The sequence below is a fragment of the Novosphingobium hassiacum genome (assembly GCF_014196055.1).
GTDB classification, from domain to species: Bacteria; Pseudomonadota; Alphaproteobacteria; order Sphingomonadales; family Sphingomonadaceae; genus Novosphingobium; species Novosphingobium hassiacum.
This window is the reverse complement of sequence record NZ_JACICY010000008.1, coordinates 1-24,231: the sequence shown is the minus strand read 5'-3', so window position 1 is coordinate 24,231 and position 24,231 is coordinate 1. Positions and strand designations below refer to the sequence as shown.

Genomic DNA, 24,231 nt, shown 5'->3' with positions numbered 1-24,231 from the left:
AAGCCGCCCTTCGCCCTCTTGCGCTATCCCGGAATTCACAGTGACCAGCCGGGCGTCTTCCCGATCGGTCTATCCACCGGGGGACACCTGTCCGATGTCGTCGATAACCTTGCCAGCACGATGTGACCGCGCTGCCGCAGAAGCCCTGCTGCCAGAGCTGATCGCGGCGCTGGGCTCCGGCCCGCTGCGGATCGATGCGCGCGAATGCCAGCAGATCGGCCAAGCCATGCTGCAGCTGCTGGTCAGCGCACGCCAGACCGGCGAGGGCGCGATCATCGAACCCTCGACGGCGTTGCGCGAAGTTGCCGCGCTCTCCGCGCTTACCGATGAACTCTTCGCAGGAGCAGGCGCATGACCTCCGAAGAAATCCAGGCAATCTTCTTCGCAGAATGCGAGGAATCGCTCGCGGCAGCCGAAGCGGGCCTCGCCGCTTGCAAGGAAGGCGCGCAGGACGACGACACCGTCAACGCGGTGTTTCGCGGCGTCCATTCGATCAAGGGCGGCGCGGGCGCATTCGGTTACACCGCATTGCAGGCCTTTACCCACACCTTCGAAACCCTGTTGTCCGACGTCCGTGACGGCACCGTGGCGATCACCGAATCGCTAATCGACCTGATGCTGACTGCGCTCGACACCTTGAGCGATCACGTCACTGCCGCGCGCGACTCGACCGAACCGCCCGAGGATTCCGCGCTCCAGGCAGACCTCACGGCGGCAATGGCGGCAAATGCCGGCAATACCGCCGCACCGGTCACTGCTGCACCGGAAGCGGCCAGCACGACGGTCGAGACGACTTCGGCCGACAATAGTTCGGGCGAGAATACTTCGGGCGACGACTTCGATCTCGATTTCGATCTCGACGCGCTGCTCGATGACATCTCGGGCGAGATCGGCGACACCCCCGACCAGCCGCGCTGGGAAATGCGCCTGCGCGCCCATGCCGCGGCGATGCGCAACGGCAGCGAGCCCTTGCTGATGCTGCGCGAGATGGCCGACCTCGGTGGCACCTGCATGGTCTGCGACATTTCGTCGGTCCCGCCGCTCGACAGCTTCGAAGTCGGCACCGGCTACTTCGGCTGGTCGTTCAGCTTCCCCGCAGAGGTCAGCGAGGCCGCCGTGCGTGAAATCTTCGATTTCGTTGGCGACGATTGCACGCTCGCATTCGGTGCGGACAACGCGATGCCGGACGTCCGATATCCTGCCGTCCCCGCCAAAGTGGTTGCCGAACCGGCGCCGACCAGCGCCAACGCGGCTGTGGGCCCTACAGCCAGCGCGCCGGTCGAAGCGGCACCTGCCGTCAACGACGATCACGACGAAGGCCCGTCTGCGCGCTCGCAGCAGGCGCCGCCAGCGCCACCCGCACCCGGCCAATCGATTCGGATCGAATTGAACAAGCTCGACAAATTGATCGATGCCGTGGGCGAGTTGGTCATTGCCCAGGCGATGATGGCGCAACGCCTGTCCGGCGACGGCTTTGCCGCCACCGATGAAATGACGCTGATCGAGGGCCTGACGCGAGACATTCAGGAATCGGCGATGGCGATCCGCGCCCAGCCGATCGGCTCGGTGTTCAGTCGCGTGCCGCGCATTCTGCGCGAGCTCGCCTCGTCCACCGGCAAGCACGTCCGGCTCGAAGTTTCGGGCGAAAGCACCGAGCTCGACAAGACCGTGATCGAGCGCCTCGGCGAACCGCTCACCCACCTCATCCGCAACGCCGTGGACCACGGCATCGAACCCGCCGACGAGCGCATTGCCGCAGGTAAGTCCGCCGAAGGCACGCTAACCCTGTCGGCAGAACATCGCTCTGGCCGCATCCTCATCCGCATCGGCGATGACGGCAAGGGCATCGACCGCGATCGCGTTCTGGCCAAGGCCATCGAAAAGGGCCTCGTTGCGCCCGAAGCCATTCTGACCAAGGAAGAGATCGATCTGCTGATCTTCGCGCCGGGCTTTTCGACCGCGCAACAGGTTACCAACGTTTCCGGGCGCGGCGTCGGCATGGATGTCGTGCGCCAGAACGTGAAGGATCTCGGCGGGCGCATCACCATCGAATCCGAACCCGGTTCGGGCACCACCTTTACCCTGACGCTTCCGCTGACGCTGGCGATCTCGGACGGCATGGTCGTCAACGTCGGGGACCAGACGCTGGTCGTCCCGCTTGCCAATGTCGTCGAAAGCCTGCGTCCCGAACCCGACGAAGTTCAGGGCCTTGGCGCGAACCGCTGCATGATCAACGTGCGCGGTCGCTTCATCCCGGTGATCCCGCTCAGCGAAGCGGTGGGTGCCATCGGCGCGACCTCGCATCCACAGGAGGGCGTGCTGATCGTGGTCGAAACCGAAGGCGCAGGCCGCGCGGCCCTGCTGGTCGATGCGATCTGCGACCAGCGTCAGGTCGTAATCAAGAGCCTCGACACGCACTACCGCTCGGTCGAAGGCGTTGCCGGTGCGACGATCCTTGGCGACGGCCGCGTGGCGCTGATCGTCGATGTCGACAGCCTTGTTTCGCGCAGTCTGGCTTCGGCCACTCCTGCAGCCCTGGCAGAAGCAGCATGAGCATTGTCGAAGCTCTCGACGCGTCGATGCCGGGCGTCAGCCCGGGAATCTACGATGAGAAGGATTTCCGCGCGATCAGCGAAATCGCCCATGCCGAGGCAGGGATCGTCCTGCCGAAGGGCAAGGCCATGCTGGTCTACTCGCGCATTTCCCCGCTCGTCCGTGACAGCGGTTGCGCAACCTTCGCATCCTACATCATCCGCATTCGCGAAGACGCGACCGAGCGCCAGAAGACGATCTGCGCGCTGACCACAAACCACACCTTCTTCTATCGCGAAGCCCACCATTTCGAACACTTCGCATCCGAGGTGCGCCCCGGCTTCGTCGACCGGTTGAAGCGCGGCGGGAAAGTCCGGCTGTGGTCCGCCGGCAGTTCCAGCGGCGAGGAGACCTGGTCGTTGTTGATGACCTTCCTGGGTCCGGATCGTGCCGAAGGGCTCGACATCGCCAAGCGCGACTTGCGCCTGCTTGCCAGCGACATTGCCACCCACGCGCTAACGAAGGCACGCGAGGCGACTTACCGCGCCGAAGACCTGAAGCCGGTGCCGGACGCCTTGCGCAGAAACTGGACCAGCGTCTCGGGCGATGACGCGAAGATCGCACCCGAACTGCAGCAACTTGCCCGCTTCCGGTCGCTCAACCTGCTCGGCGATTGGCCGATGAAGGGCGAATTCGACGTGATTTTCTGCCGCAACGTCATGATCTATTTCGACAATCCGACCAAGGAGCGCCTCGTCGCGCGCTTTGCCGAAAAGCTTAGCCCCGGCGGCTGGCTGTACATCGGTCATTCCGAGCGCGTCACCGGTCCAGCGCTCGATCTCCTGTCGACGCAAGGTCCCACCATCTATCGCAAGAGGTCCGCATGAGCATCCGTGTCGTCATCATCGATGATTCGCCTACCATGCGCGCGATCCTCACGAACCGGCTCAGCAAGGAGCCGGACATCGACGTCGTTGCCGCCGCTGCGAATGCCGCAGAAGGCCGCCAGATGATCCGTGAGCTCGACCCCGACGTAGTTACGCTCGATATCGAGATGCCGGGCATGAACGGGCTCGATTTTCTCGCCAAGATCATGGAACTGCGCCCCACGCCGGTGATCATCGTCTCGGGCACCACCCAGCGGGGCGACGAAAACACCGCGCGTGCGCTCGCGCTGGGCGCGGTCGATTGCTACGCCAAATCGGGCGGGGGCCTCGATGATGCCGGACGGCTTGCCGAGATGATCCGTGATGCATCCCGGGTCCAGTTTACCGCCCGAGCCCCTGCTGCACAGCGTGTCGCGGTGGAAGCGCGCAGTTCGTTAATAGAACGCCCCGCCCTTATCGCCATCGGCTCGTCCACCGGCGGCGTCGAGGCGCTGCAGACGGTGCTCGGCAGCTTCCCGGCAGATTGCCCGCCGACCGTGATCGTCCAGCACATCAACGCACGCTTCGCCCCTGCCGTAGCGCGCACACTCGACCAGTCGTGCCCGCCGCGCATCCTCATTGCGGAACCCGACATGCCGCTGAAGCCGGGACACGTCTATCTCGCGCCCGGCGACGATCGCCATCTCTCGATCGGCGGGTCGTCCACCTATCGTTGCAAGTTGCGTACAGGCGATCCGGTTTCGGGCCACCAGCCCAGCGTCGACGTTCTGTTCGCCTCGGTCGCCGAAGTCGTCGGCGCGCGCGCGGTCGGTATCCTCCTGACCGGCATGGGCGCGGATGGCGCACAGGGACTGCTCGCCATGGCGCGCAGCGGTGCCCACACCATCGCCCAGGACGAGGCGACCTGCACCGTGTTCGGTATGCCCCGCGCTGCGATCAGCCTCGGCGCCGCCAATGTCGTCGCCCCGCTCGGCTCGATCGCGCGGCACCTGTTCAGCAAGGCTGCCTGATGAGCTTTGAAAGCCATATCCCCGGCGCTCCGCCGCTTGAACGGGTCACCGTGATGCAGGGCCATGCCCTGGCCAGCGCCAGCCCCTCGATCGAGTACTCGACCGTGCTCGGCAGTTGCGTCGCCACCTGTTTCTACGATCCCGAAGCGCACGTCGGCGGCATGAACCATTTTCTGCTGTCCGAGCCCCCCGCCAACACACCGGGCACGCAAGTCGACGAGCATTACGGCGTCTATCTGATGGAACTTCTGGTCAACGAAATGCTCGCCCGCGGAGCCCGCAAGGTCAACTTGCGCGCGCACCTCTATGGCGGCGCGAACGTCAACCGCAACATGATGCGCATCGGCTCGATGAATGCCGAGTTCGCGCGCGAATTCCTCCGTCGCGAAGGCATCGTGCTGATGCGCGAGGATCTTGGTGGGACTCAGGCCCGCCGTGTCGATTTCCGCCCGGCTTCGGGCCAGGTCCGCTGCCGTACGGTAGAAGACCGGTTCGCGCCTGCCATCCAACCCACTCCGCGCCCGGCAGCAGGCCGTGGCGACGTCGAACTGTTCTGAACCGGAAAAGCGAGTCCAACCCATGACCACCACCACTCGTATCCTTACCGTAGACGACAGTCCGTCGATGCGGGCCTTGCTCAACCACGCCCTTGCGGGTCAGGGCTTCGATGTATCGCAGGCCGAGGACGGCATGGCCGCGCTCGACTGGCTGGCGATGAACGAGGTCGATGTCGTCATAACCGACATCAACATGCCCCGTCTCGACGGCTTCGGCCTGATCGAACGCCTGCGCGAAGGCAGTCGCCATCGTGACCGACCGATCCTCGTGCTGACCACCGAAAGTTCCGAGGAAAAGAAGGCCCGCGCGCGTGCGGCCGGAGCCACTGGCTGGATCGTCAAGCCGTTCGATCCCGAAAAGCTCGTCGCTGCCGTCCGCCGCGTTTCCCACTGATACCATCGCTTTGAGGAGCCCCCCAGCATGTTGCGCGAACTGATCACGTTCGAAGTCGAAGGCCAGGTCTTCGGCCTTGATATCATGGCAATACGCGAGATCCGCGCGTGGTCGCCGACCACCCGCCTGCCCCGCGTCCCCTCCTACGTCGCCGGCGTGGTCAACCTGCGCGGCACCGTCCTGCCGGTGATCGACCTCGGCGCCCGCCTCGGCTGGCGCGCGACCGAAGCCACCCCCCGTCACGCGATCATCGTCACCCAGCAGGGCGCGCAGATCAGCGGCTGGATCGTCGATTCGGTCAGCGACATCGTCACCGTCCCCGAAAACACGATGCAGCCCCCGCCGCCGACCTCGACCGGCGACACGGTCGTACCCTTCCTCGAAGGCCTCGCCGCGATCGAGGACCGCATGGTCATGGTGCTCAACCTTGCCGCGCTGCTCGAGGCTGCGCAGATCGCCGAAGCGGCCTGACGGATTTTAAGGGAACACCCCATGGCGCAAGCAACCCACCGTCAGATCGCGGTCGTCCTTGATGAGCTCGCTGAGGATATCGAAGCCCTCGGCGCCGCTCTGTGCTGCGACATGGACATCGCGATGAAGCACATGGACAAGCTCCAGGCGATAGACCTCATCGCCCAGAAGCAGCGCTCGCTCGGCAGCCTGCTCGTCGCCGAGCGCCCCGCCGAAGAAATCGAGCGCATCGCCATCGACGTGCTGCGCGATCGCATGCGGCTCTCGGGCTAGACGCCGCCGCCCGGACTCCGTTTGTCGGCTCGCGCATGTCGTTGGTCGAGCGGCCCACGCTCGGCCCGTCGATCTGCGCCACCGGCATGCGATGAAGTTTCCAAAGAAACGATACCTTTGCCTGACCAGCACCCTTGCCCTCGGCCTCGCGACCCCGGCATGGGCCGCCGAAGACCCGGCCACCACGCCCCCGCCCGTGCCCGAGGCACAGGCGCAGAGCACCGTTTTCACCCCCGCCGACTTCGCCCGCTTCGCCCCGCGCAACGCGCTCGACATGCTCCGCCAGGTCCCCGGCTTTGCGATCCGTGAGGGCGAGGACGCACGCGGCCTCGGTCAGGCCAGCGGCAACGTGCTGGTCAATTCGCAGCGCCTCTCGTCCAAGTCGGACGACATCTACGCCCAGCTTTCGCGCATCCCCGCCGCCACCGTCGAACGCATCGAGCTGGTCGACGGCGCGCGGCTCGATATTCCGGGCCTCACCGGCCAGGTCGCCAACGTCATCGCCCGCACCGGCAGCTTCACCGGCCAGTTCCGCTATTCGCCCGAACTGCGCCCCCACTTCGCCGACCCGCGCTTCACCAATGGCGAGGTATCGCTGTCGGGCCGCAAAGGCCCGGTCGAATACACCGTCAGCCTGGTCAACAATTCCAACCGCGGCGGCGCAGGCGGCCCCACGGTGATCACCGACCGCACCGGCGCGATCATCCAGACCCGCGAAGACGTGGTCAAATCGCGCAACGACAAGCCCAAGCTCGCCGTCCGCCTCGTCATCGACGGTCCCGGCAGCTCCACCGGCAATCTCAACGGCTCGCTCCAGCGCGTCAACCGGCGCTTCACCGAACACTCGGTGCGCACGAACACCAATGGCACCATCGCCATCCGCGATCTCGATGACCGCACCACAGGCGGCAACTGGGAGATCGGCGGCGACTGGGAATTCCGCCTCGGCCCCGGCCGGCTCAAGCTGATCGGCCTCAACCGGCAGGAGCACGAACCCTACAGCCAGTCCGTCATCACCGTGTACCCCGCCGGAGACCCCGCCACGGGTGACCGCTACGCCCAGGTCGGCGACCTTGCCGAACGCATCGCCCGCGCCGAATACACGTGGAAGATGCTCGGCGGCGATTGGCAACTGGCGGGTGAGGCCGCGTTCAACTCGCTCACCAACGTCGCCGCCATCGCCACCCTCGACCCACAGGGCGGCTTCATCGACGAGCCCTTCCCCGATGGCACCGGCGGCGTGAAGGAAGACCGCTACGACGCCAGCCTGTCCTACAGCCGCCCCCTGTCGAACACCGTCACGCTGCAGGCCATTGCCGGAGCCGAGCGCTCGACCTTGCGCCAAACCGGCGTCGCCAACTCGGCGCTCAGCCGCAGCTTCTTCCGCCCCAAGGGCTCGCTCTCGCTGGCGTGGAAGGCGAGCAAGACCCTCGACGTCTCGCTCAAGCTCAAGCGTTCGGTCGGCCAGCTCTCGTTCTACGATTTCCTCGCCCGCCGCTTTCTCGACGATGGCAACGCCAACAGCGGCAATGCCGATCTCGTGCCGCAGCAGGACTGGTCGGCGGAGCTCGAACTCAACCGCAGCTTCGGCGCATGGGGCTCGACCAAGCTACGCCTCGTCGGCCGCAACGTACAGGACTACGTGACCGTCGTGCCCATCGGCGCAGACGGCGAATCCATCGGCAACGTAGCCCGCGCCACCGAGCGCGTCATCGCCAACACCACCACGCTGCAGTTCGACCCCGTGGGCTGGAAAGGCGCGCGGCTGGACCTGAACGTCGAACTGACCTTCAGCAATTTGCGCGACCCGTTCGACCCGTCCCGCCAGATCCCCTACGGCTTCATCACCGAACGCTACGCCGAGATCCAGTTCCGCCAGGACTTCCCCGGCACCGACTGGGCCGCCGGCGGCCACTACGAATACAGCCGCCAATCGCTCTACCACCGCCGCTTCGAAGCCGGCCGCGACTTCGAAGGCCCGGTGTTTGCGGGGCTATTCATCGAGCACAAGAACCTCATGGGCCTGACGGTAAAGGCAGAAGCCCGCAACCTCCTCAACGGCCGCCAACGCTGGGACCGCCGCGTCTACGACGGGCCAAGGCCGGGTGCGCCGATCGCGTTTGTCGAGACGCGCGACCGGCTCATTGGGCCGATTTTCACGCTGACGGTTAAGGGGAGTATTTGAGGGTTTGTGGGGTGGAAGCTGAAAAATCGACTTCAATTGACGCAGCCGAGGCTCCTGAGCGCCACTATTAGCTGAGATTCAAACAACTGAAAGGATGGAGAGTCTCGAAGGATGCCAATGCGCTGCCTTTGCGCGATAGCCGGAATTATCTGTTGCACACTCGACGTCGACCGCCTCCCCCGCACTTTATGAACCGCGGTAGCAAGTATAGACTTGGGATCGACTAATCGGTCGGCCTCCTGCGGACTTTGCGGTAGTCCTAGTTCAGAAAGGTCGCCTCGGTAACCAAGAGCCAAACCCACAGCTTCTTGATCGGCCAGCATCCAAGCTTCAGTTTCATGTCGCGGCGCAATTATGACACATCGATCCAATGGAAAACCACAAAGATTAAATGCAGCCTCTTTGAAAGCATAAGATCTTCCGGCCATTTTCGCCTCAAGAGATCGCCCACCAGTATCAGCGTGTATAAATGCTACGTGGAAGGCATCACGTTCAGCACAAATCTCGGCTGCGACTGACTCTATCGATCTTCCGCCCTTGCCCAACTGCGCTGTTGAGCTCAGGGGTACAGTTACATTTCGCGTTCCAATACGACGCGTAATATCTTCAATGACTAATGGTATAATAATATCAAAATAAGCTCGATCAGTCTCGCCCTCATACATTGCAGCCCAGCTCAAATACATTAACCGGCTTCCCCTGATCGCTGCAAAAGACCTTCAATCTCTGACCTTACCAAATGCTTTTCTGGATCGTACATATCTTTGTTAGGATGAATTCCAGTTCTCATCCTCGTTTTGACAATTCTTTTTTGCGATTTTTTGTGGACTACCGAAACGGTATCTGCCGCTACTATTTCGACATCGTTAAGGCAACCCATCACCTTGGGAGAGTGAGTTGCAATCAATATTTGAAATGAAGGAAAGTCTGGATCGGTAGACACCACCACTGACTGCCTCAGAAATTCGACAAGTGCCTTAATTCTTCCCTCGTGAACACCATTCTCAGGCTCCTCAAAGCACAAAGTGCCAAATCGATTAGGGTCATTTAACAACGTTAAAAGAGCTAAAAGCCTTAGGGTACCATCAGAAATCACGCGCGAACTAAATAGGAGATCATCACTAAACCGAAGTGAATAGGCATATTGCCTCTGTGATATATTGCTGGAACTTTCTAAATCTGAAACTGATGGAATGAGAGAAGATAAATCTGCCGCGATGTCTGACAGGACCCCATTTGGCCTATTTGCGCTCGCAGTCTCGTCTTTTAGCCGCGCCAAAACGGCAGCGAGGTTCGACGCGTCAGACTTTAACCTCGGCTCATCAAACCGATCGTTGTCAAGACGCGCTGCTTGGGGATTAATTTCCAAGAAATTTATACCCGAAATAGCCTCTCTCAAAGCATATAGATGAGGAAATTCGGCAGTCGAAATGGTCGAGAGCGCCGATCTAGAAGCCTCTTTTAACGAAAGCGTGACGGGCCGACCATGCTTCTGACGCCCATCTTGCCTAACTTCGATTGCCTTTTTTTCGGAATTTATCCGAATAAAAGGACTAACGCGCGTATAGTTCACTTTATAGTCAAGAAGATAGCTTTTTGCTCGATCAGTTCCTTTAGGAATTGTGGAACATGATTCATGAACAACCTGAACCCGCCGTGGCAATCCATCCTCGCCAACTAATATCGCAAGTTCAATCTCATATCGCAGTCGTTGCGCTGGTACGTCATACGATGTTCCAAACGCGTCGGTGCCGCTTTTTGGAAGCAACACCTCTACTGCAAATTTCATATTTTGAGCGGTTCCCGCTGGCGTAGTGCGGAATAGCTCTTCGGGCTCGCCACGCAGACCCTGCATTGCATGCCTGACATCATGCTTGGCAAGAAGCGACATAAACCGGAAAGCATCAAAAAGATTGGATTTGCCGCTCGCGTTGGGACCGACGAGCGCCGTGAACGGTCGTAAGTCCACGGCAAACTCATCGAACGATTTGAACCCATCAATCTCGATGCGTGTGATCATCCTGTCGGCTTAGGCATTTGAGGAGGCTGATGCAACATCACACATTCTGCCAGCGAATCAGAGTTGGAATCGGGTACGGAGCGACCCTAAACAATTTTGTAATCAATTTAGTCCGTGCGGCCTTTTGTAACCCCCCTAGACTTCCCCCCCATCCCCGCGCAATGACTCCTCCCCATGTGGCAGCTTTACCAATTCCCCCTGTGCCCGTTCAGCCGCAAGGTGCGTCTCCTGCTCAGCGAGAAGGGCGTGGCTTATGATCTCGTGCGCGAAAACCCGTGGGAGCGGCGCGAGGGGTTCGGCTCGATCAGCCCGGCCTATCGCACGCCCGCGATCCAGAACCCCGAGCGCGGGATCAGTCTGGCCGACAGCCGCGCGATCTGCGAGTATTTCGAAGAGACGGTCGACAAGTCGCCGATGATCAACGGCACCGCGGTGAACCGCGCCGAGATCCGCCGCCTCGTCGCGCTGTTCGACGAGAATTTCCACGCCGATGTCACCGACCCGCTGCTCGACGAACGCATGCGCAAGCGCCTGTTCTATCGCTCCCCGCCCGACAGCAAGCGCTTGCGCGATGCGATGCGGCTGGCCGACGAGCATCTCTATTACATCGATTTCCTGATCGACAATCGCCCTTGGCTGGCGGGCGCGACGATGTCCCTCGCCGATCTCGCCGCCGCCGCGCAGATCTCGGTCGCCGATTACCTCGGCGGCATCGACTGGTCCAACCACGAACAGGCGCGCAGCTGGTACTCGGTCTTCAAAAGCCGTCCCAGCTTCCGCCCGCTCCTGGCCGAACGCATGGACGTGATCCAGCCCCCCGCTCACTACGGCGACGTCAACGCCTGAGGGGTAGGGCGCAGTGCCCACCCCGCTGCGACGAAGCTTACTGCGTTCGCCAAGTCTCGCTCCCCTCCCGCAAGCGGGAGTGGGAGTAGCCCCCTTCTTCCCCCCTGCCGCCTGCAGAAGGGGCCGGGGGCGGGGGACTTCACACTCTTCCCCCCTCCCGCTCGCGGGAGGGGTCGGGGGTGGGGCTGGAAGTGGCACGCGAACCCCCGCTCATCCTGAGCCCGTCGAAGGAGGGTCGGCCTGCGCCCTGTCAGGTATGCACGGCCTTCGCCTTCACCCCGAACCGCCCGAACTTGCGATAGCGCGTCATCCAGCGGTCGAGGAACAGGCCGAGCGGACGCGGCGAAACGCCCAGCGCCTCGATCCCGGGCAGCGCGCCGCTCGCGACATTGCCCGCCACCAGCAGCTTCCATTGGTCCGTGGTAATCGGCGCGCCGGGCAGCCATCCGGTCAGCGATGCGATCGCGCCCGAGACAGCATCGGGCAGGTCGGCGAACATCGGCGAGCGACCCGCCGCCTTGGCGATGCGGCGGTTGAGTTCACCCATGGTAATCACCTCGGGACCTGCCACTTCATAGGCCTTACCCCCGTGTACCTCCCCGTTAGCTAGGGCGTTACCCACCGCTTCTGCGGCATCGTCGACGAACACCGGTTGCAGCTTCGCTTGCGGTCCGAACACCGGCACGATCGGCAGTGTAGAAACCAGATTTCCGAACATATTGAGGAACTTGTCGTCCTCGCCGAACAGGATCGAGGGGCGCAGGATGGTCGCGTTCGGGAACGCTGCAAGCACCGCCGCCTCGCCCTCGGCCTTGGTCCGCGCATAAGGCACGTCGGACGCCGCATCGGCCCCCAGAGCCGAGATATGCACGAACGCCTTGGCGCCTGCATCCTTCGCCGCCTGCGCCAGCCGTCCGACGCCGCTGCCCTGCAAAGCGTTGAGATCGCCCGAGAAAGCCCCGACCAGATTGACCACCGCATCAACCCCGCTCAACGCCACGGCCACCGTGTGCGGCTTGAGCACGTCCACCGCGACGGTCTGCACCTGCCCGAGAATCCCCAGCGGCTTGACCCGAAACGCCCGTTCGGGATGGCGGCTACACACCCGCAGCCGCGCGCCCCGCGCCAGCACCTCCTGCGCCAGATGCGCTCCGAAGAACCCTGTCCCACCGACGAGCGCCACAAGCATGCCATCGAGATCGCGCGTCTTGCCCTGTGCCATGTGCCGGTGTCCTGTCTGCGTTGTCATCCGCCCGCAATCGCAAGCGTCCGCGCTGCCTTTGGCACAGCACTGCCTGCGCTTTCAATGCCGAACATCCCTGACGGCCAGCCGCGCGCAAAAAGAGTGCAGGTCCCGGCCCATTGCCCCGTTGACACCCCGCCCCCCTTCCCTTAGTTGCGCCCTCCTACCCCGTGCCCAGATGGCGGAATTGGTAGACGCACCAGCTTCAGGTGCTGGCGCTCGCAAGGGCGTGGAGGTTCGAGTCCTCTTCTGGGCACCATTTGTTCTTCTCGGAACAACCCAACAAGTGTATAAAAGCCGCAGAAATCCAAGGGAATTGGCCCTTGGATCGTGCCGGATCGTCCCGCCTTTTCTCGGGGGTTCCGCACATTTTTGCGGGCCTTTTGCGGGCCTTTGCGAAAACCACATTGGGAAAAGGCCCGCACATGTCGCTGACCGAAACTCGGCTTCGCGCACTCAAGCCCAAAGACAAACCCTACAAGGTCGCTGACGACCGCGGATTGTACATTGAGGTCTCCCCATCGGGGGGCAAACTCTGGCGATTCCGCTACCGAATCGGCCCAGTCGAAAAGAAGCTGTCCATCGGCCTCTATCCCGAGATCAATCTGAAGCAGGCTCGCCAGGCAGCTTACGAAGCCCGCGTGAAAATTGCGTCAGGCGGCGACCCGGCGATGGAGAAGCGCAAGCAGAAGATCCGCTCTGAATTTCTCTCGGCCCAAACGTTCGAGGCTGTGGCGCGTGAGTACATCGACGAGATGATGGTGCAGAACGGCCGTGCCGATGCCACCATCATCAAGGCAAACTTCTTTCTCGATCAGCTCATGGATGCCATCGGCAGCCGTCCGATCGACGAAATCGAGCCGTTCGAGGTGCTAGCGCCCCTGAAGCGCCTCGAGGCAAAGGGTAAGCATGAGACCGCGAAGAAAACCCGCTCGTTCGCGAGCCGCGTGTTTCGCTACGCCGTTGCCACGACCCGTTGCAAAGGTGATCCGACGACCATGCTTCGCGGCGCGCTGATCACGCCCAAGGCAAAGCACTATGCCGCCATCCTCGAGCCCAAGGAGCTTGGAGGCCTTCTTCGAGCGATCCAAGACTACACCGGAAACTTCCTCACCAGATATGCCCTCCTCATCGCACCCCACGTCTTTGTGCGACCTGGCGAACTGCGCCACGCGGAGTGGAAGGAGGTCGATCTCGACGAAGGCGTCTGGCGCATCCCCGCGGGCAAGATGAAGTCACGCCGTCCTCATGCCGTGCCGCTGTCCAAGCAAGTGATTGGCTACCTCAAGGAACTGGCCGAAATGGTCGGCACCGAAGGTTATGTGTTCCCGTCAGCCCGTGCGTCTATCCGCCCGATGAGCGAGAACACCTTGAATGCCGCCTTTCGTCGGATGGGGTTCACGAAGGACGAAGTGACAGCGCATGGCTTGCGCGCCACAGCGTCGACGATGCTCAACGAAAGCGGTCTATGGAACCCCGACGCTATCGAGAGGGGACTTGCTCATGGTGACAGCAACGCCGTCCGCGGAGTTTACCACCGAGGCAAGCACTGGGAGGAGCGCGTCCGGATGGCGCAATGGTGGAGCGACTACCTCGATACGATCCGCGACGGCGGGAAGGTCATCAACGTGGCCTTCGCGAAGGGAGCGTGAGGGGAATAAATCTAACGACTGTTGAGATGGACCGGAGTTGGGACGAAGCCGTCGTTCGTTGCTCGCTAGTGGAATGACGGCCTTCGGCGAGAGCAGGCGCTCAGGCGTGGATGAATGCCGACAACTGAGGCTTACCCGCCAGCGGCCTATGACGCCACATTTCGAACCTTGCCGCGGAGCTAGCTCAAGATGTTCATTTAACTATGCGGATCACACAGGCTCTCAGTTTAGGATTTCTGGGGCCAGCGAGAAGCGCTAAGTGATGCTCCTACGACAGTAGGGGGCACTCGTGTTTGACGTTCAGAAATCCTTCGATGAAAATCTCGCCGCCTTCAAGACGGCATGCGAAGAACTTGATGCCGAATGTGCCCAAATTCTCTTCGACAATATCGACATCTTGATCACGCACGGCGCGGACCGCGACGCTCGATCCCGATTCAACGCCAAGGTGAACGCAGCACTCGACGCCCTGCCCGTGGCGGAGCAGGCGAAATGAGGCGCTACTTCCTTACGCAAATCGCGATCGAAGGCTTTCGCGGCATCAACAACAACGGCGATCCGTTGACCCTCTCGTTCAAACCCGAGTGCGTGAACTCGATCTACGCGAACAACGGCGTCGGGAAGACTTCGATCTTCGAGGCGCTCCAATTCGCCATCCATGGGGGAATCCCTCGCCTCGCCGCCTTGCAGGACGCCGAGCAGGGCGACAGCTACATTGTTAACCGCTTCCATCCGGCCAAGACGGCGACGATCGATCTCAAGCTCTCGCCCGACGACGGTAGCGCCGATGTGACCATTCGCATCGTGCGCGATGCCAATGGCAACCGCGCAGTCACATCGCCGTCCGGCCACGCGACGCCGGTGGACGTCCTCCATGCGCTCCGCGAGGATTTCGTACTCGTCGATTACAAGACATTCGCCGGCTTTATCGACAACAGCGCGCTGCTGCGTGGCCGTTCCTTCTCGGCCTTGATCGGCCTCAGCCAATATTCAAACCTCCGCCAAGCGATCGAGGGCGCGAACAACACCGCCACGCTGCGCAACGATCTTGGGATCAAGGTGCTGAGCGCGAACATCGGCGAGCACAAGGCGAGTGTCGCGAAGACGGAGCGCAAGATCATCGAAGCCTATACGGATCTGACCGGGCAGACCCTCGACCAGATTGATGATCGCGCCACGCTGGAGAGCACTGTCACCCAGGTGCTGACCGACATTGGCGTGCTGGAAGCGGTCATGGCCGGGAAGACGGTCAAGGACTTCGACCACAAAGCGGCAGTCGCCGCCTTGGAAGAAGGCTCCGACAGCTCGAACCGGCTCAAGCTGCAGAAGATGCAGCAGGACCGCGAAGCGGTGCGCGAACTTACCTTCTCTGAGGAGCATGTTGGCCAGCTCGATGCGCTCGAGGCGACCGCCAAGGAGCGTGACTATGCGCTCGCGAAAATCGGCCATGCCGACTTGCTCTCGCTGCTCAAGAGTGCCGCCACGGTGATCGGGACGCCGGCATGGCCCGCCGACGATAGCTGCCCAATCTGCGATCTTCCGCAGGAGCTGCCCCTGAAAGCGCGGCTCGACGAAAAAATCGCCGCCTATGACGCCGTCAAGGAGCTGGACGCCGAACTCGCCAAACTGTGTCTGGACTGTCCGGCCGTCGCACTGCTGAGCAAGCTCGAGAGCGCGGCTGCGCTCGGCGTGCCCGCCGAGGAACATGTTGCGGCCGTGCTGCTCAAGGGGGCGAAGGCAGGTTCGGTCAAGACCGCCGAGATCGGGCAGGTCAAGGCCCGGCTCGAGACGCTGACCAAGGCCCGCGACGAAAAGGTCACGGCTCTCGAGAGCGAAATTGTCAAGCTGGAGAAGAGCTTGCCCCCATCGGTCGCAGCGGCGGCGCGCGCGATCGAGAACGCCAAGAAATTTCGCGACGAGTTTGCCGGCTTCGATAATGCCACCGCGAAGCTCGCTGCGGCCGAAGCCTCCATGGCGAAAATCGATCGCTGGCTGGCCTTCATCGGTAAGGCCGATAAAATCTTCGCTGGCGCGGAGACCAAGCTTTCGACCGAGCGTCTCAAGGACATCGAGACGGCCTACAAGGGACTGTTCCCGTTGATCATGCGCGGTGCGCCGGATTTGAAGCCGCATCTCGCCCGCGCCGCGAAGAGCGAGAATATCGACCTTACCCTGTCGGATTTCCATGGCGAAGTGAATGTGAACGCGCGCGCTGTGCTGTCGGAGAGCTATCGCAATGCTGTCGCCGCCTCCATCTTCCTGTCGGCAGCGGTTAAGCATTCCCGCCCCCCGCGCTTCATGGTGCTCGACGACATCACGTCAAGCTTCGATGGCGGCCATCAATTCAATCTGATGGAAGTGCTAGTGAAGGAGCTTCGCTACGGCGCGAGGCCTGACGGCGTCCAGTTCATCTTGCTAAGCCACGACAGTGCGCTGGAGAAGTTCTTCGATCGGCTCGGCAACACCAAGGATTGGCACCACCAGAAGCTCCAGGGCATGCCGCCAACGGGCGCCGTGCAGAGCAGCGCCCAGGGTGCCGACCGGCTGAAGCAACGGGCCACCGCGCTTCTCAATCAGGGCAGTGTCGACCTCGCCGGGCCGCTCGTCCGCCAGTATCTCGAATATAAGCTCGGCTACATCATCGCGCGGCTGCAAATCCCTGTGCCGCCGGACTATGCGACGCGGCCCGACAATCGCACCCTTTCCACCTATTTCGACGCGATCTCGCGGGCGGTCGACCTTTACGAGAAGGCGGGCGAGTGCGTCCTGGATGCCGCGCAGAAGACGGCGGTCAAGCAAACCCACGCGACGTCGATCATCGCCAATTGCATCGCCCACTACGAGACGTCGGTCGGCCAACCCTTCACCGCGCATATGCTGCTGGGCGTGCTGCAGGATATCGATCAATATGCAGAAAATTTCCGACAGGTCGATCCCGCCGATGCTGGCCAACGAATCTATTACCGACGCCTAGACAAAAAATAGAGCGAGCCCGATCCTATTCAGATGCTCTGCCGGCCCCGTTATCCGGCGTCTACCCGTTTATAGCCATCACTGACCTAATCTTCTTCGGCGAGAAGAGGCTCAAAGAGATTTTTCAGATCTTGATCATCGAAGGTATCTGTACGCATATCTCCACCGGTCACCGACAGCTCTTCCTCCTTCGCGGCATCCTCACTCACCTCTTCAATCCGGCTTTGAATGGCACGTTTAGCGCTATCCACTGCTTGCGGGTTGTACCCGATACGATTGGCGAGTTTCTCAACGGTCGAAATGTAATCAGAGAGCGTTGAATCGGAATCCACGTGTCCGAGATTACCACCTACATTCTCGATCATATCAGGAATTGCCGTGTTGATTTCATCATCGAACATTTGTCCGAGATTAGCCTTGTTGGCGTCGATCGATGTGACAATGCGTTCGAGGTCATCGGGATCGAGAGGGCCGCCGAGCATTTTGCGAATGGCGCTCTCGATAGCAACTGCCAACGGGCCGGTATCTTTTTTTTCGTTCTGGGGCGCAGATAGTAGGTTGGCGAGGATGGTGGGCAGCGTCCGAGCATCATCCCACGACTTGAATTGGTCTTTTGGGTTGGCTGCGATCGCGACCGCCGTTTCCAAAAATAGTTCAAGTCCGCTCAACTGCCACCATAGAAGCAGCATATTGATACGGTCCGATGTGGTCGTGTCATAGGCACGGAGATTGGTAGGCTTAGAAGAAATACGCTTCCATCTTGGAATCGTGTTGAGCCGTTGCGCAAGCGCCGAGAAACCCGATAGCAAGGCCCGCCAATCATCGGGCGCTAGATCGGGAAGCTTCTTGAACTGATCGACCATTCGCATCGCGCACGAGGACGTGGGGGCTCCTGCCGCCATCGTTACCAATAATTTTCTGTCGAGCAGGTAGCGGTAGAGATAATCGCGAACGGACGGGTTGATGAATGATATGCGGCCGTTCGCGACAGCGATAAAGCCGCCCTCTAGCGTTTTTACGCTACTCTCAAAATCCTTGGCGTCCCAGGTCACGCCGAATTTCTGGCACAAAAGCGGATGCACTCCTTCAAATATTTCCTCAACATCTTCAATTTCTGCGCCGTATTGTGACCCAAAATAAAGAGAAAATAGGAGATGCTGGCACCTGCGCGGTATGTGATACTGAAATTGCTTGTCCCAGATCGAATCTGGATCGTTTAGTTTATTAATGAATGTTTCGGGGTAATCGTCGGCCGCCACATCTTCGATATGGGATATATCAGTCATCCATTCTACTATGCGCGGATTATAGAACTCGTGGTCAACAATTTCTTTAATCGTTTCAGTTTCGTAGAGTGCTCGAATATGTTCGATAGGTACTCCAGCGACGACGAGATGATTATAAAGAATTCGAGCGCGTATTCGGCGAGTATAAATACCTACATCAAGAAGATATTGCGCCACGTCGAGCCGTCGATCGGCGAGGACATCGGACACGAGTTTCGCATGTTGAAAAACTGGTGCACGGGTCGTGAGGATAAACCGTGCGGTGGGCGTGCGACGTACTCGCGCGATGAACCGGCCAAGCTCAGTGTCTTGGGTAGATAAGGCTCTCTCGTCGAGCGCGATGCGGCCCAAAAAATCGTCGAAAAAGAACACCTGCCGGCGACTGTCGTTTATCCGCGCAAACCCGTCGTCGAGACTGCGGATCGCTACGAGATCCCAACCTTCCCCGATGTAGGCATATGCCAGCATTTCGGCCAAAGTCGTCTTCCCGACGCCTCCAGGGCCGGAAATGATCAAAATGCGTTGGCTTTCGAGAACTTTTCGTCCCTGACCAAAGCTCGGGTTTTCGGCGTAGACGTTTAGTTTTGCGGTGATCTCCGCACGGGTGACTGTCGTGAAGTTATATGAAGCGGCCTGCAAAACTCGTTCGAGGATGGCCGTATCGGATAGCCAAAGTTTGACGTGGCTTTTGGCGACATCGTCTTGCTTTCGAAGAAGCGAGTTCAGGTCTTCGAAACCCAATATATCGGATGCGTCGATCAAGCTCGGGCCAATAATATCCGCGAGCGCCTTCTTATTAGCGGGCGTGAGAGAAACCGAGGTGACGAGAATATAACGGTCCGGCTGCAGTTGATCGATTGATGGGCGAGCATTCCGCATTTGGCTTGCCAATGCCGCGAAGCCTGACATGCGAAGGTGCTTCGCCTGAAGGATCGTGGTTACTCCAGATTTTGCGTGACGCCCGTCAATGCCTCCATCGGGACCAGGGCCAAACGCCTCAAATCGACAAGCCAATTCCTCGCCCAGCAGGTCTCGTGCAAGGTCTTCAAAATCGGCTGGAGAGAGAGAAGTGAAACTGTATGTCACGATCTTACTGCTAAATGTGTCTGGTTCGGTCCGCAACGAAGCGTCGGCGAAGGTGTATGCTCAGGCTAGTGCAAATGACAGCGTATCCCGATAACGGTCGCTTTCTACCGCCAAGCGGAATGGCTCGAGTTCGGTCGAATTCTGCCAATTCGTTGTGCTCATTATGACGTCTGAGCTCAGATCACCGCTCAGCACCACGGCTCGCGTCGCCCAGTCCATGTGCGGGCTAGCCCCTCGCGCACAAGATGATCGCCAAGCGATTGACCATTGCGCACGACAACCCGGAGTTTGCGCCCGTAGCGATCAGAATCCCGATTGCCGATAGTGCGAACCTCGAAGGCCCCGCCGTTTAGCAAGTCGCGCAAGCGGTAGGTCGCCTTCATACCGAGCTGGTATTCAGCATCGCATTTGGGCTCGCTGACTTCAGGGGTGTCGATATCAGCGATCCGGATCTTTTCGCCCTCCAGCCAGAAGGTGTCGCCATCGACGACGCAAGTCCGGCGCACCATCCCGCAGAGTTCAAAGTTCGGCGAGGAGCTGCCTGCCACGAGGGAGAGCTTAGCTACCGGCCCCGAGGAAATACTTGAGGCCAAATCGGCGAACGGCCAATTTAGCGCCAGCATTCCTCCAGCGAAGACGATCGAGAACGCACCCAGTCCCAACATCCATTCCTTTCGCCGCCGTTTGCGGCGCTGCATCGTCAATTCGTCCCGAAAATCGAACAGAACGACATTTTCATCTTCATCATCTCGATCCAGCTTCAGAGCCATCGCAACACGGTCTTTCCCACTAGTCCAGTTCCTCTGTCGTCATGATGTTAGACGAAGTAGCGTCAGATGCGCGAGCTGATTGCCTGCCATCTACCAAGCACGCTCCGAACGTAACCCGGCGTCTCGCTATTTCGAGGTATCCCGCCAGCGCGCTCAACTGCGCCTGGCCCTGCGTTGTAGGCAGCAAGTGCAAGGTGGATCGCGCCAAACTTGTCCAGCATTTCGCGCAAATAGCGTGCCCCGCCATCAATGCTGGCCCGAGGATCATGCCGGTTCACTACGCCAAGATAGCGAGCCGTTCTAGGCATTAACTGCGCCAGCCCTGCTGCACCAGCAGGGCTGATCGCCATCGGATTGAATCGAGATTCCGTCCATATCAATGCCTGCAAAAGACCCGAGGGCAGGCTGTAGCGCAGCTCCGCTTCTCGCACGCTGGCGGAATAGATGGACTCGCGAAAAGTTGGTGCTGGTGCCGACGCGCTGAGGCTCAGTTTTCTCTCGGTCTGCACGAGGTAAGTTGGATCGGGATCCGCCTCCTCGTTGGGAGTGGGCCGATGCTCGAAAATCGCGAAGCTTGAGGGCTCCGCCTGAGCAGAAGCATGCACCACGGTCACGGCCGCCAAGAGCGCGCCCATCTTTCCTATTCTGATCATTTCCGTCTCGTCCGATTGCCTCGAATCGAAAAGGAACGTATGGTGAACACGGGGGTGTAGGAAAGCGTTTTGCACCTTCGCCTGGGAGGAGAGTTCGCTCGCGAGGGGACGGTTTTTGAGCTTGAGGAGCCACCCAATGTCCCCTTCGTTCTCCAGTCATCCGACCACGTCTCTCGCTACCTCGGCAAAACAGATCTGCGAGGGGCTTGGGGGGTACTGGTCAGGCTCCAAAGGGATGGCACGATGCCCCGCCCATGACGACCGAACGCCGTCACTTGGCGTTACGCTGGGCCGGCGCGCCATTCTCTTCCATTGCTTCGCGGGCTGTAGCCAGGATCAGGTGCTGCGGGCTTTGGCAGCGCGCGGTGTTTCTCCCGAGACGATGTTCTCGGCAGGCTCCGAGATCGAACCCATCAGCAATATCGACAAATCGGCCCGCAACGCGTTCGCGGAGCGCATTTGGCGCGAAGCTAAGCCTGTCGGTGAGACCCCTGCAAAGGCCTATCTCGAGGCCCGAGGAATTCGGGCTGTCTCTCGCGCATTGCGATTTCACCCCCGCACGCCGCTCGGTCCCAAGGGGAACACGCAGTACCTACCTGCTCTGATCGCGGCAGTGACCATGGATCACGGGCTGGTGGCAATCCACCGGACATTTTTGGATCCGGTAGGGGCGGTATTGGCCGCCTTCGACAATCCCAAGCGGGCGCTAGGGAAAATGACGGCAGGCGCAGTCCGCCTCTTTGATCCTGTCGGGGGAAAGCTGGGCCTCGCCGAAGGAATAGAAAGCGCACTCGCTGCCCGGGCCTTGACGCAGATTCCCTGCTGGGCCTCGCTGGGGAACGAACGATTCGGCCTCGTGTCGATTCCGGAAAGCGTGAACGAATTGCACTTGTTCATCGACCACGATGCGGGTGGTGAACTCGCCGAAGAACGGGCCCGTAGCGTCTATGCTCGTGAGAACCGAAACATCATCACGCGTCGTCCCCGCACTCACGGAGCCGACTGGAACGACGCATTGCAGGCGTGGCAACAGAGCAAGCTCTGAAGGGACAAGAGGAGAGAAGGCCTTTGGCCTGGTGAAGGCCCGGCAATCGCATTGGGGCTTCGTCAGGAGGTTCCAAATGCTCAGCTCTGCAACCACTCTCTTGCTTCCCCCACCATCTGAACCGCTGGTGTTGATCGCCGCTCGTTCGATCGCCGCGATGTTAGCGTCGTGCGAACCCATCACCCGCAGACAGCTGACAGACACTCTGACCGAGTACTTCGGCGGCAGCGACGCCGAGGGGCGCTGGTCGGTGCGCGACGCGCATGCCGCTATCGAACTCGCTCAGATACTCTGGCTGCAAGAGCGCGAGGAGTTCGACCTTTCAGCATCTGTGACCGATGTCGGCAGCCTGTTTGCCTCGCTGGAAGCACGGGTTCCAACCCAGACCAGCCGCAGCGAAGAGCAGATCGCATGGCAGCAGTTCGCAACGCCGCCCCGGATTGCCTGGCTCGCCGCCCGTGCTTGCGCAATTTCTGAGGGCGAACTCGTCCTCGAACCCTCCGCCGGGACGGGGATGCTCGCGGTCTGGGCGGCAAAGGCCGGTGCGCGCCTCGCACTCAACGAGATCTCGCCGCTGCGCCGCGGCTGCCTCGGCGCCTTGTTCCCAGATGCACGGCTGACCGGCCACGATGCTGAACTGATCGACGAGCTGCTCGATCCTTCCGTCGCTCCAAGCGTGGTGCTGATGAACCCGCCTTATTCGCACGGGGTCGAGCGCGGACATGACAGCTGGACTGGCGCACGGCATCTGCGCTCGGCGTGGAACCGGCTGGCGATTGGCGGTCGCCTCGTTGCGATTATGCCCGAGTGGTTCGATGTCAGCAGATTTCTGACGGGTCTCAAGGGTCCCGCATCGCTGAGGCTCAATGCTGCAATCGAGCGCGCCTTCGTCAAGCAAGGCACCGGCATTACCACCCGTTTGCTGGTGCTCGACAAGACCGAGGCTACAGCCGAGCCGGTCGTTGCCCGCACAAATGACTTTGTGGAGATTGCGGTTCTCGTGGATGCATTGCCCGGGCGGGCTGGCGCGGCGGTCGTGCCTGAACGATCGAGCGTCCCGGTTCGTTCGCCTTTCCGTCTGGTCGCCACGTCGCGTCGCCCGCTCCCTTCTCCAGCCAAGTCTGCCGCTGCCCCGATCGCCATCGTTCCGTTGACCTACCTGCCGCTCGAGGATCCCGCACCGATTGAAAGCCAGGTCGGGCACTATCTGCCCTACCGGCCGAGCCGTATCGAGATCGATGGTGCCGCTGACCATCCGACGCCACTGGTTGAATCCGTTGCCATGGGCTCGATCGCAGCGCCGGTTCCCCACGCGGTGCCGCAGCTTCCCGAAGGCCTTGTCTCCAAGGGCTTGCTGTCCACCGCGCAGGCCGAGACATTGATCTATGCGGTGAGCGCTCACGCCCGCGACCTGCCCGGTCGATTTGATTCCGAAGACAAAGGCTGTTCGCTCAAGGCATCGGCCGAAGGTCAAGTGTTCCGTCAGGGCTATTTTCTTGGCGATGGCACAGGGGCCGGCAAGGGCCGCCAGGTCGCAAGTGTCATCCTCGATCGCTGGGTGCGCGGCGAGCGACGCCATATCTGGGTTTCGAAGAACGAGGCCTTGCTGGAAGATGCCCGGCGGGACTGGACAGCACTCGGCGGTCTGCCAATCGATATTCAGCCACTCGCGTCTTGGAGGCTGGGGACCCCGATCGCCATGCGTGAGGGCATCCTGTTCGTCACTTATCCTACGCTGCGCTCCGGTCGGAACGATGCGACCCGCCTCGACCAGATCCTCGCCTGGGCCGGCGATGATTTTGACGGCGTGATCGTGTTCGACGAGGCTCACGCCATGGCCAATGCCGCAGGCGGCGAAGGCTCACGCGGCAAGGTCAAAGGGTCGGAGCAAGGGATCGCCGGGGTCAGGTTGCAGAACCTGCTGCCACGCGCCCGGGTGCTCTATGCTTCGGCAACCGGCGCCTCGGACGTCAACAACCTCGCTTATGCCACCCGGCTCGGTCTCTGGGGCCCCGAGACCGCCTTCGCTAACCGCGAAACCTTCGTCGCCGATATCCGCGACGGCGGGATTGCCGCTATGGAACTCGTAGCTCGGGACTTGAAGTCGCTCGGACTCTACACCGCCCGCGCGCTATCCTTCGCCGGGGTCGAGTACGAAATTCTCGAGCACTGCCTGACCGAGGACCAGATCGCAGTTTACGACGCCTATGCCGAAGCCTGGGCAATCTTATGCGCAGCTGCGCATAACACCTGTTATCGCGAGGTGGCGATAATGCGAAGGAACGCGGCGTAGGCGCGCAATGTCGGGAGACTGACCACCACGTCCTTCGCATTATTTCACAGGGTGT

The 24,231-nt window shown here is 60.9% G+C and carries 21 protein-coding genes and 1 tRNA gene; 16 read left to right on the top strand and 6 right to left on the bottom strand.

Annotated elements, in window-relative coordinates; all coding sequences use genetic code 11:
• Window positions 1–94: 94 nt before the first annotated feature.
• From GGQ88_RS15410 to GGQ88_RS15370, 9 genes are all read left to right on the top strand, one after another.
• A complete protein-coding gene (locus tag GGQ88_RS15410) occupies window positions 95–355 on the top strand; it encodes an STAS domain-containing protein (RefSeq protein ID WP_183614342.1) in 261 nt (86 codons plus the stop codon).
• On the top strand, window positions 352–2,553 hold the full coding sequence (locus tag GGQ88_RS15405; protein WP_183614341.1) for a chemotaxis protein CheA: 2,202 nt from the start codon (window positions 352–354) through the stop codon (window positions 2,551–2,553). Before GGQ88_RS15410 ends, GGQ88_RS15405 begins: the two co-directional genes overlap by 4 nt.
• Entirely contained in the window at window positions 2,550–3,419 is an 870-nt protein-coding gene (locus GGQ88_RS15400) for a CheR family methyltransferase (RefSeq protein ID WP_183614340.1), read from the top strand. The genes GGQ88_RS15405 and GGQ88_RS15400 overlap by 4 nt, the downstream gene beginning before the upstream one ends.
• Complete coding sequence (locus GGQ88_RS15395) at window positions 3,416–4,429, top strand: protein-glutamate methylesterase/protein-glutamine glutaminase (protein WP_183614339.1); 1,014 nt, start codon at window positions 3,416–3,418, stop codon at window positions 4,427–4,429. Before GGQ88_RS15400 ends, GGQ88_RS15395 begins: the two co-directional genes overlap by 4 nt.
• Entirely contained in the window at window positions 4,429–4,986 is a 558-nt protein-coding gene (locus GGQ88_RS15390; protein WP_183614338.1) for a chemotaxis protein CheD, read from the top strand. The genes GGQ88_RS15395 and GGQ88_RS15390 overlap by 1 nt, the downstream gene beginning before the upstream one ends.
• A 22-nt stretch (window positions 4,987–5,008) precedes the next feature.
• On the top strand, window positions 5,009–5,380 hold the full coding sequence (locus tag GGQ88_RS15385) for a response regulator (RefSeq protein WP_183614337.1): 372 nt from the start codon (window positions 5,009–5,011) through the stop codon (window positions 5,378–5,380).
• Window positions 5,381–5,407: 27 nt separating this feature from the next.
• Window positions 5,408–5,851: a chemotaxis protein CheW gene (locus GGQ88_RS15380; protein ID WP_183614336.1), complete on the top strand. Its 444-nt coding sequence runs from the start codon at window positions 5,408–5,410 to the stop codon at window positions 5,849–5,851.
• A gap of 21 nt (window positions 5,852–5,872) precedes the next feature.
• On the top strand, window positions 5,873–6,124 hold the full coding sequence (locus tag GGQ88_RS15375; RefSeq protein WP_183614335.1) for a hypothetical protein: 252 nt from the start codon (window positions 5,873–5,875) through the stop codon (window positions 6,122–6,124).
• 91 nt (window positions 6,125–6,215) lie between these two features.
• Window positions 6,216–8,309: a TonB-dependent receptor plug domain-containing protein gene (locus GGQ88_RS15370; protein ID WP_183614334.1), complete on the top strand. Its 2,094-nt coding sequence runs from the start codon at window positions 6,216–6,218 to the stop codon at window positions 8,307–8,309.
• 32 nt (window positions 8,310–8,341) lie between these two features.
• Here GGQ88_RS15370 and GGQ88_RS15365 read toward each other — a convergent pair whose 3' ends face one another.
• Complete coding sequence (locus tag GGQ88_RS15365; protein WP_183614333.1) at window positions 8,342–8,989, bottom strand: hypothetical protein; 648 nt, start codon at window positions 8,987–8,989, stop codon at window positions 8,342–8,344.
• 5 nt (window positions 8,990–8,994) lie between these two features.
• Window positions 8,995–10,329 (bottom strand): AAA family ATPase, encoded by a 1,335-nt coding sequence (locus tag GGQ88_RS15360; RefSeq protein ID WP_183614332.1) that lies wholly within the window; start codon window positions 10,327–10,329, stop codon window positions 8,995–8,997.
• Window positions 10,330–10,503: 174 nt separating this feature from the next.
• On the opposite strand from GGQ88_RS15360, the gene GGQ88_RS15355 reads away from it, so the two are divergent.
• A complete protein-coding gene (locus tag GGQ88_RS15355) occupies window positions 10,504–11,175 on the top strand; it encodes a glutathione S-transferase family protein (protein ID WP_183614331.1) in 672 nt (223 codons plus the stop codon).
• Between the two features lie 250 nt (window positions 11,176–11,425).
• Here the strand turns inward: GGQ88_RS15355 and GGQ88_RS15350 are convergent, their stop codons facing one another.
• Window positions 11,426–12,397, bottom strand: coding sequence for a complex I NDUFA9 subunit family protein (locus GGQ88_RS15350; RefSeq protein WP_183614479.1), 972 nt, complete (start codon window positions 12,395–12,397; stop codon window positions 11,426–11,428).
• Between the two features lie 193 nt (window positions 12,398–12,590).
• Between GGQ88_RS15350 and GGQ88_RS15345 the strand changes: the two genes are divergently transcribed.
• The 4 genes from GGQ88_RS15345 to GGQ88_RS15330 all read left to right on the top strand — a co-directional run bounded on the left by GGQ88_RS15345 (window position 12,591) and on the right by GGQ88_RS15330 (window position 17,055).
• Window positions 12,591–12,677 (top strand) — tRNA-Leu (locus GGQ88_RS15345).
• Between the two features lie 166 nt (window positions 12,678–12,843).
• Entirely contained in the window at window positions 12,844–14,070 is a 1,227-nt protein-coding gene (locus GGQ88_RS15340; RefSeq protein ID WP_183614330.1) for a tyrosine-type recombinase/integrase, read from the top strand.
• Window positions 14,071–14,359: 289 nt separating this feature from the next.
• Complete coding sequence (locus GGQ88_RS15335; RefSeq protein WP_183614329.1) at window positions 14,360–14,566, top strand: hypothetical protein; 207 nt, start codon at window positions 14,360–14,362, stop codon at window positions 14,564–14,566.
• Window positions 14,563–17,055 carry an ATP-binding protein gene (locus GGQ88_RS15330; RefSeq protein ID WP_183614328.1) on the top strand — a complete coding sequence of 831 codons (2,493 nt, stop codon included), beginning with the start codon at window positions 14,563–14,565 and terminating at the stop codon, window positions 17,053–17,055. The genes GGQ88_RS15335 and GGQ88_RS15330 overlap by 4 nt, the downstream gene beginning before the upstream one ends.
• A gap of 74 nt (window positions 17,056–17,129) precedes the next feature.
• Here the strand turns inward: GGQ88_RS15330 and GGQ88_RS15325 are convergent, their stop codons facing one another.
• The 3 genes from GGQ88_RS15325 to GGQ88_RS21100 form a co-directional block, all read right to left on the bottom strand.
• A complete protein-coding gene (locus GGQ88_RS15325; RefSeq protein ID WP_183614327.1) occupies window positions 17,130–19,415 on the bottom strand; it encodes an nSTAND3 domain-containing NTPase in 2,286 nt (761 codons plus the stop codon).
• 188 nt (window positions 19,416–19,603) lie between these two features.
• Complete coding sequence (locus GGQ88_RS15320) at window positions 19,604–20,185, bottom strand: thermonuclease family protein (protein ID WP_183614326.1); 582 nt, start codon at window positions 20,183–20,185, stop codon at window positions 19,604–19,606.
• Between the two features lie 62 nt (window positions 20,186–20,247).
• Window positions 20,248–20,820 carry a lytic transglycosylase domain-containing protein gene (locus tag GGQ88_RS21100; RefSeq protein WP_246386083.1) on the bottom strand — a complete coding sequence of 191 codons (573 nt, stop codon included), beginning with the start codon at window positions 20,818–20,820 and terminating at the stop codon, window positions 20,248–20,250.
• A gap of 154 nt (window positions 20,821–20,974) precedes the next feature.
• On the opposite strand from GGQ88_RS21100, the gene GGQ88_RS15310 reads away from it, so the two are divergent.
• Both GGQ88_RS15310 and GGQ88_RS15305 read left to right on the top strand, forming a co-directional pair.
• Complete coding sequence (locus GGQ88_RS15310) at window positions 20,975–21,883, top strand: DUF7146 domain-containing protein (protein WP_183614325.1); 909 nt, start codon at window positions 20,975–20,977, stop codon at window positions 21,881–21,883.
• A 76-nt stretch (window positions 21,884–21,959) separates the two neighbouring features.
• Window positions 21,960–24,176 carry a strawberry notch-like NTP hydrolase domain-containing protein gene (locus GGQ88_RS15305; RefSeq protein WP_183614324.1) on the top strand — a complete coding sequence of 739 codons (2,217 nt, stop codon included), beginning with the start codon at window positions 21,960–21,962 and terminating at the stop codon, window positions 24,174–24,176.
• Window positions 24,177–24,231 lie beyond the last annotated feature (55 nt).

Excerpts from the sequence above, each read along its gene's own strand:
- GGQ88_RS15410 (WP_183614342.1), top strand. The coding sequence starts at position 95 with ATGTCGTCGATAACCTTGCCAGCACGATGTGACCGCGCTGCCGCAGAA.
- GGQ88_RS15405 (WP_183614341.1), top strand. The coding sequence starts at position 352 with ATGACCTCCGAAGAAATCCAGGCAATCTTCTTCGCAGAATGCGAGGAA.
- GGQ88_RS15400 (WP_183614340.1), top strand. The coding sequence starts at position 2,550 with ATGAGCATTGTCGAAGCTCTCGACGCGTCGATGCCGGGCGTCAGCCCG.
- GGQ88_RS15395 (WP_183614339.1), top strand. The coding sequence starts at position 3,416 with ATGAGCATCCGTGTCGTCATCATCGATGATTCGCCTACCATGCGCGCG.
- GGQ88_RS15390 (WP_183614338.1), top strand. The coding sequence starts at position 4,429 with ATGAGCTTTGAAAGCCATATCCCCGGCGCTCCGCCGCTTGAACGGGTC.
- GGQ88_RS15385 (WP_183614337.1), top strand. The coding sequence starts at position 5,009 with ATGACCACCACCACTCGTATCCTTACCGTAGACGACAGTCCGTCGATG.
- GGQ88_RS15380 (WP_183614336.1), top strand. The coding sequence starts at position 5,408 with ATGTTGCGCGAACTGATCACGTTCGAAGTCGAAGGCCAGGTCTTCGGC.
- GGQ88_RS15375 (WP_183614335.1), top strand. The coding sequence starts at position 5,873 with ATGGCGCAAGCAACCCACCGTCAGATCGCGGTCGTCCTTGATGAGCTC.
- GGQ88_RS15370 (WP_183614334.1), top strand. The coding sequence starts at position 6,216 with ATGAAGTTTCCAAAGAAACGATACCTTTGCCTGACCAGCACCCTTGCC.
- GGQ88_RS15360 (WP_183614332.1), bottom strand. The coding sequence starts at position 10,329 with ATGATCACACGCATCGAGATTGATGGGTTCAAATCGTTCGATGAGTTT.
- GGQ88_RS15355 (WP_183614331.1), top strand. The coding sequence starts at position 10,504 with ATGTGGCAGCTTTACCAATTCCCCCTGTGCCCGTTCAGCCGCAAGGTG.
- GGQ88_RS15350 (WP_183614479.1), bottom strand. The coding sequence starts at position 12,397 with ATGGCACAGGGCAAGACGCGCGATCTCGATGGCATGCTTGTGGCGCTC.
- GGQ88_RS15340 (WP_183614330.1), top strand. The coding sequence starts at position 12,844 with ATGTCGCTGACCGAAACTCGGCTTCGCGCACTCAAGCCCAAAGACAAA.
- GGQ88_RS15330 (WP_183614328.1), top strand. The coding sequence starts at position 14,563 with ATGAGGCGCTACTTCCTTACGCAAATCGCGATCGAAGGCTTTCGCGGC.
- GGQ88_RS15320 (WP_183614326.1), bottom strand. The coding sequence starts at position 20,185 with ATGGCTCTGAAGCTGGATCGAGATGATGAAGATGAAAATGTCGTTCTG.
- GGQ88_RS21100 (WP_246386083.1), bottom strand. The coding sequence starts at position 20,820 with ATGGGCGCGCTCTTGGCGGCCGTGACCGTGGTGCATGCTTCTGCTCAG.
- GGQ88_RS15310 (WP_183614325.1), top strand. The coding sequence starts at position 20,975 with ATGTCCCCTTCGTTCTCCAGTCATCCGACCACGTCTCTCGCTACCTCG.
- GGQ88_RS15305 (WP_183614324.1), top strand. The coding sequence starts at position 21,960 with ATGCTCAGCTCTGCAACCACTCTCTTGCTTCCCCCACCATCTGAACCG.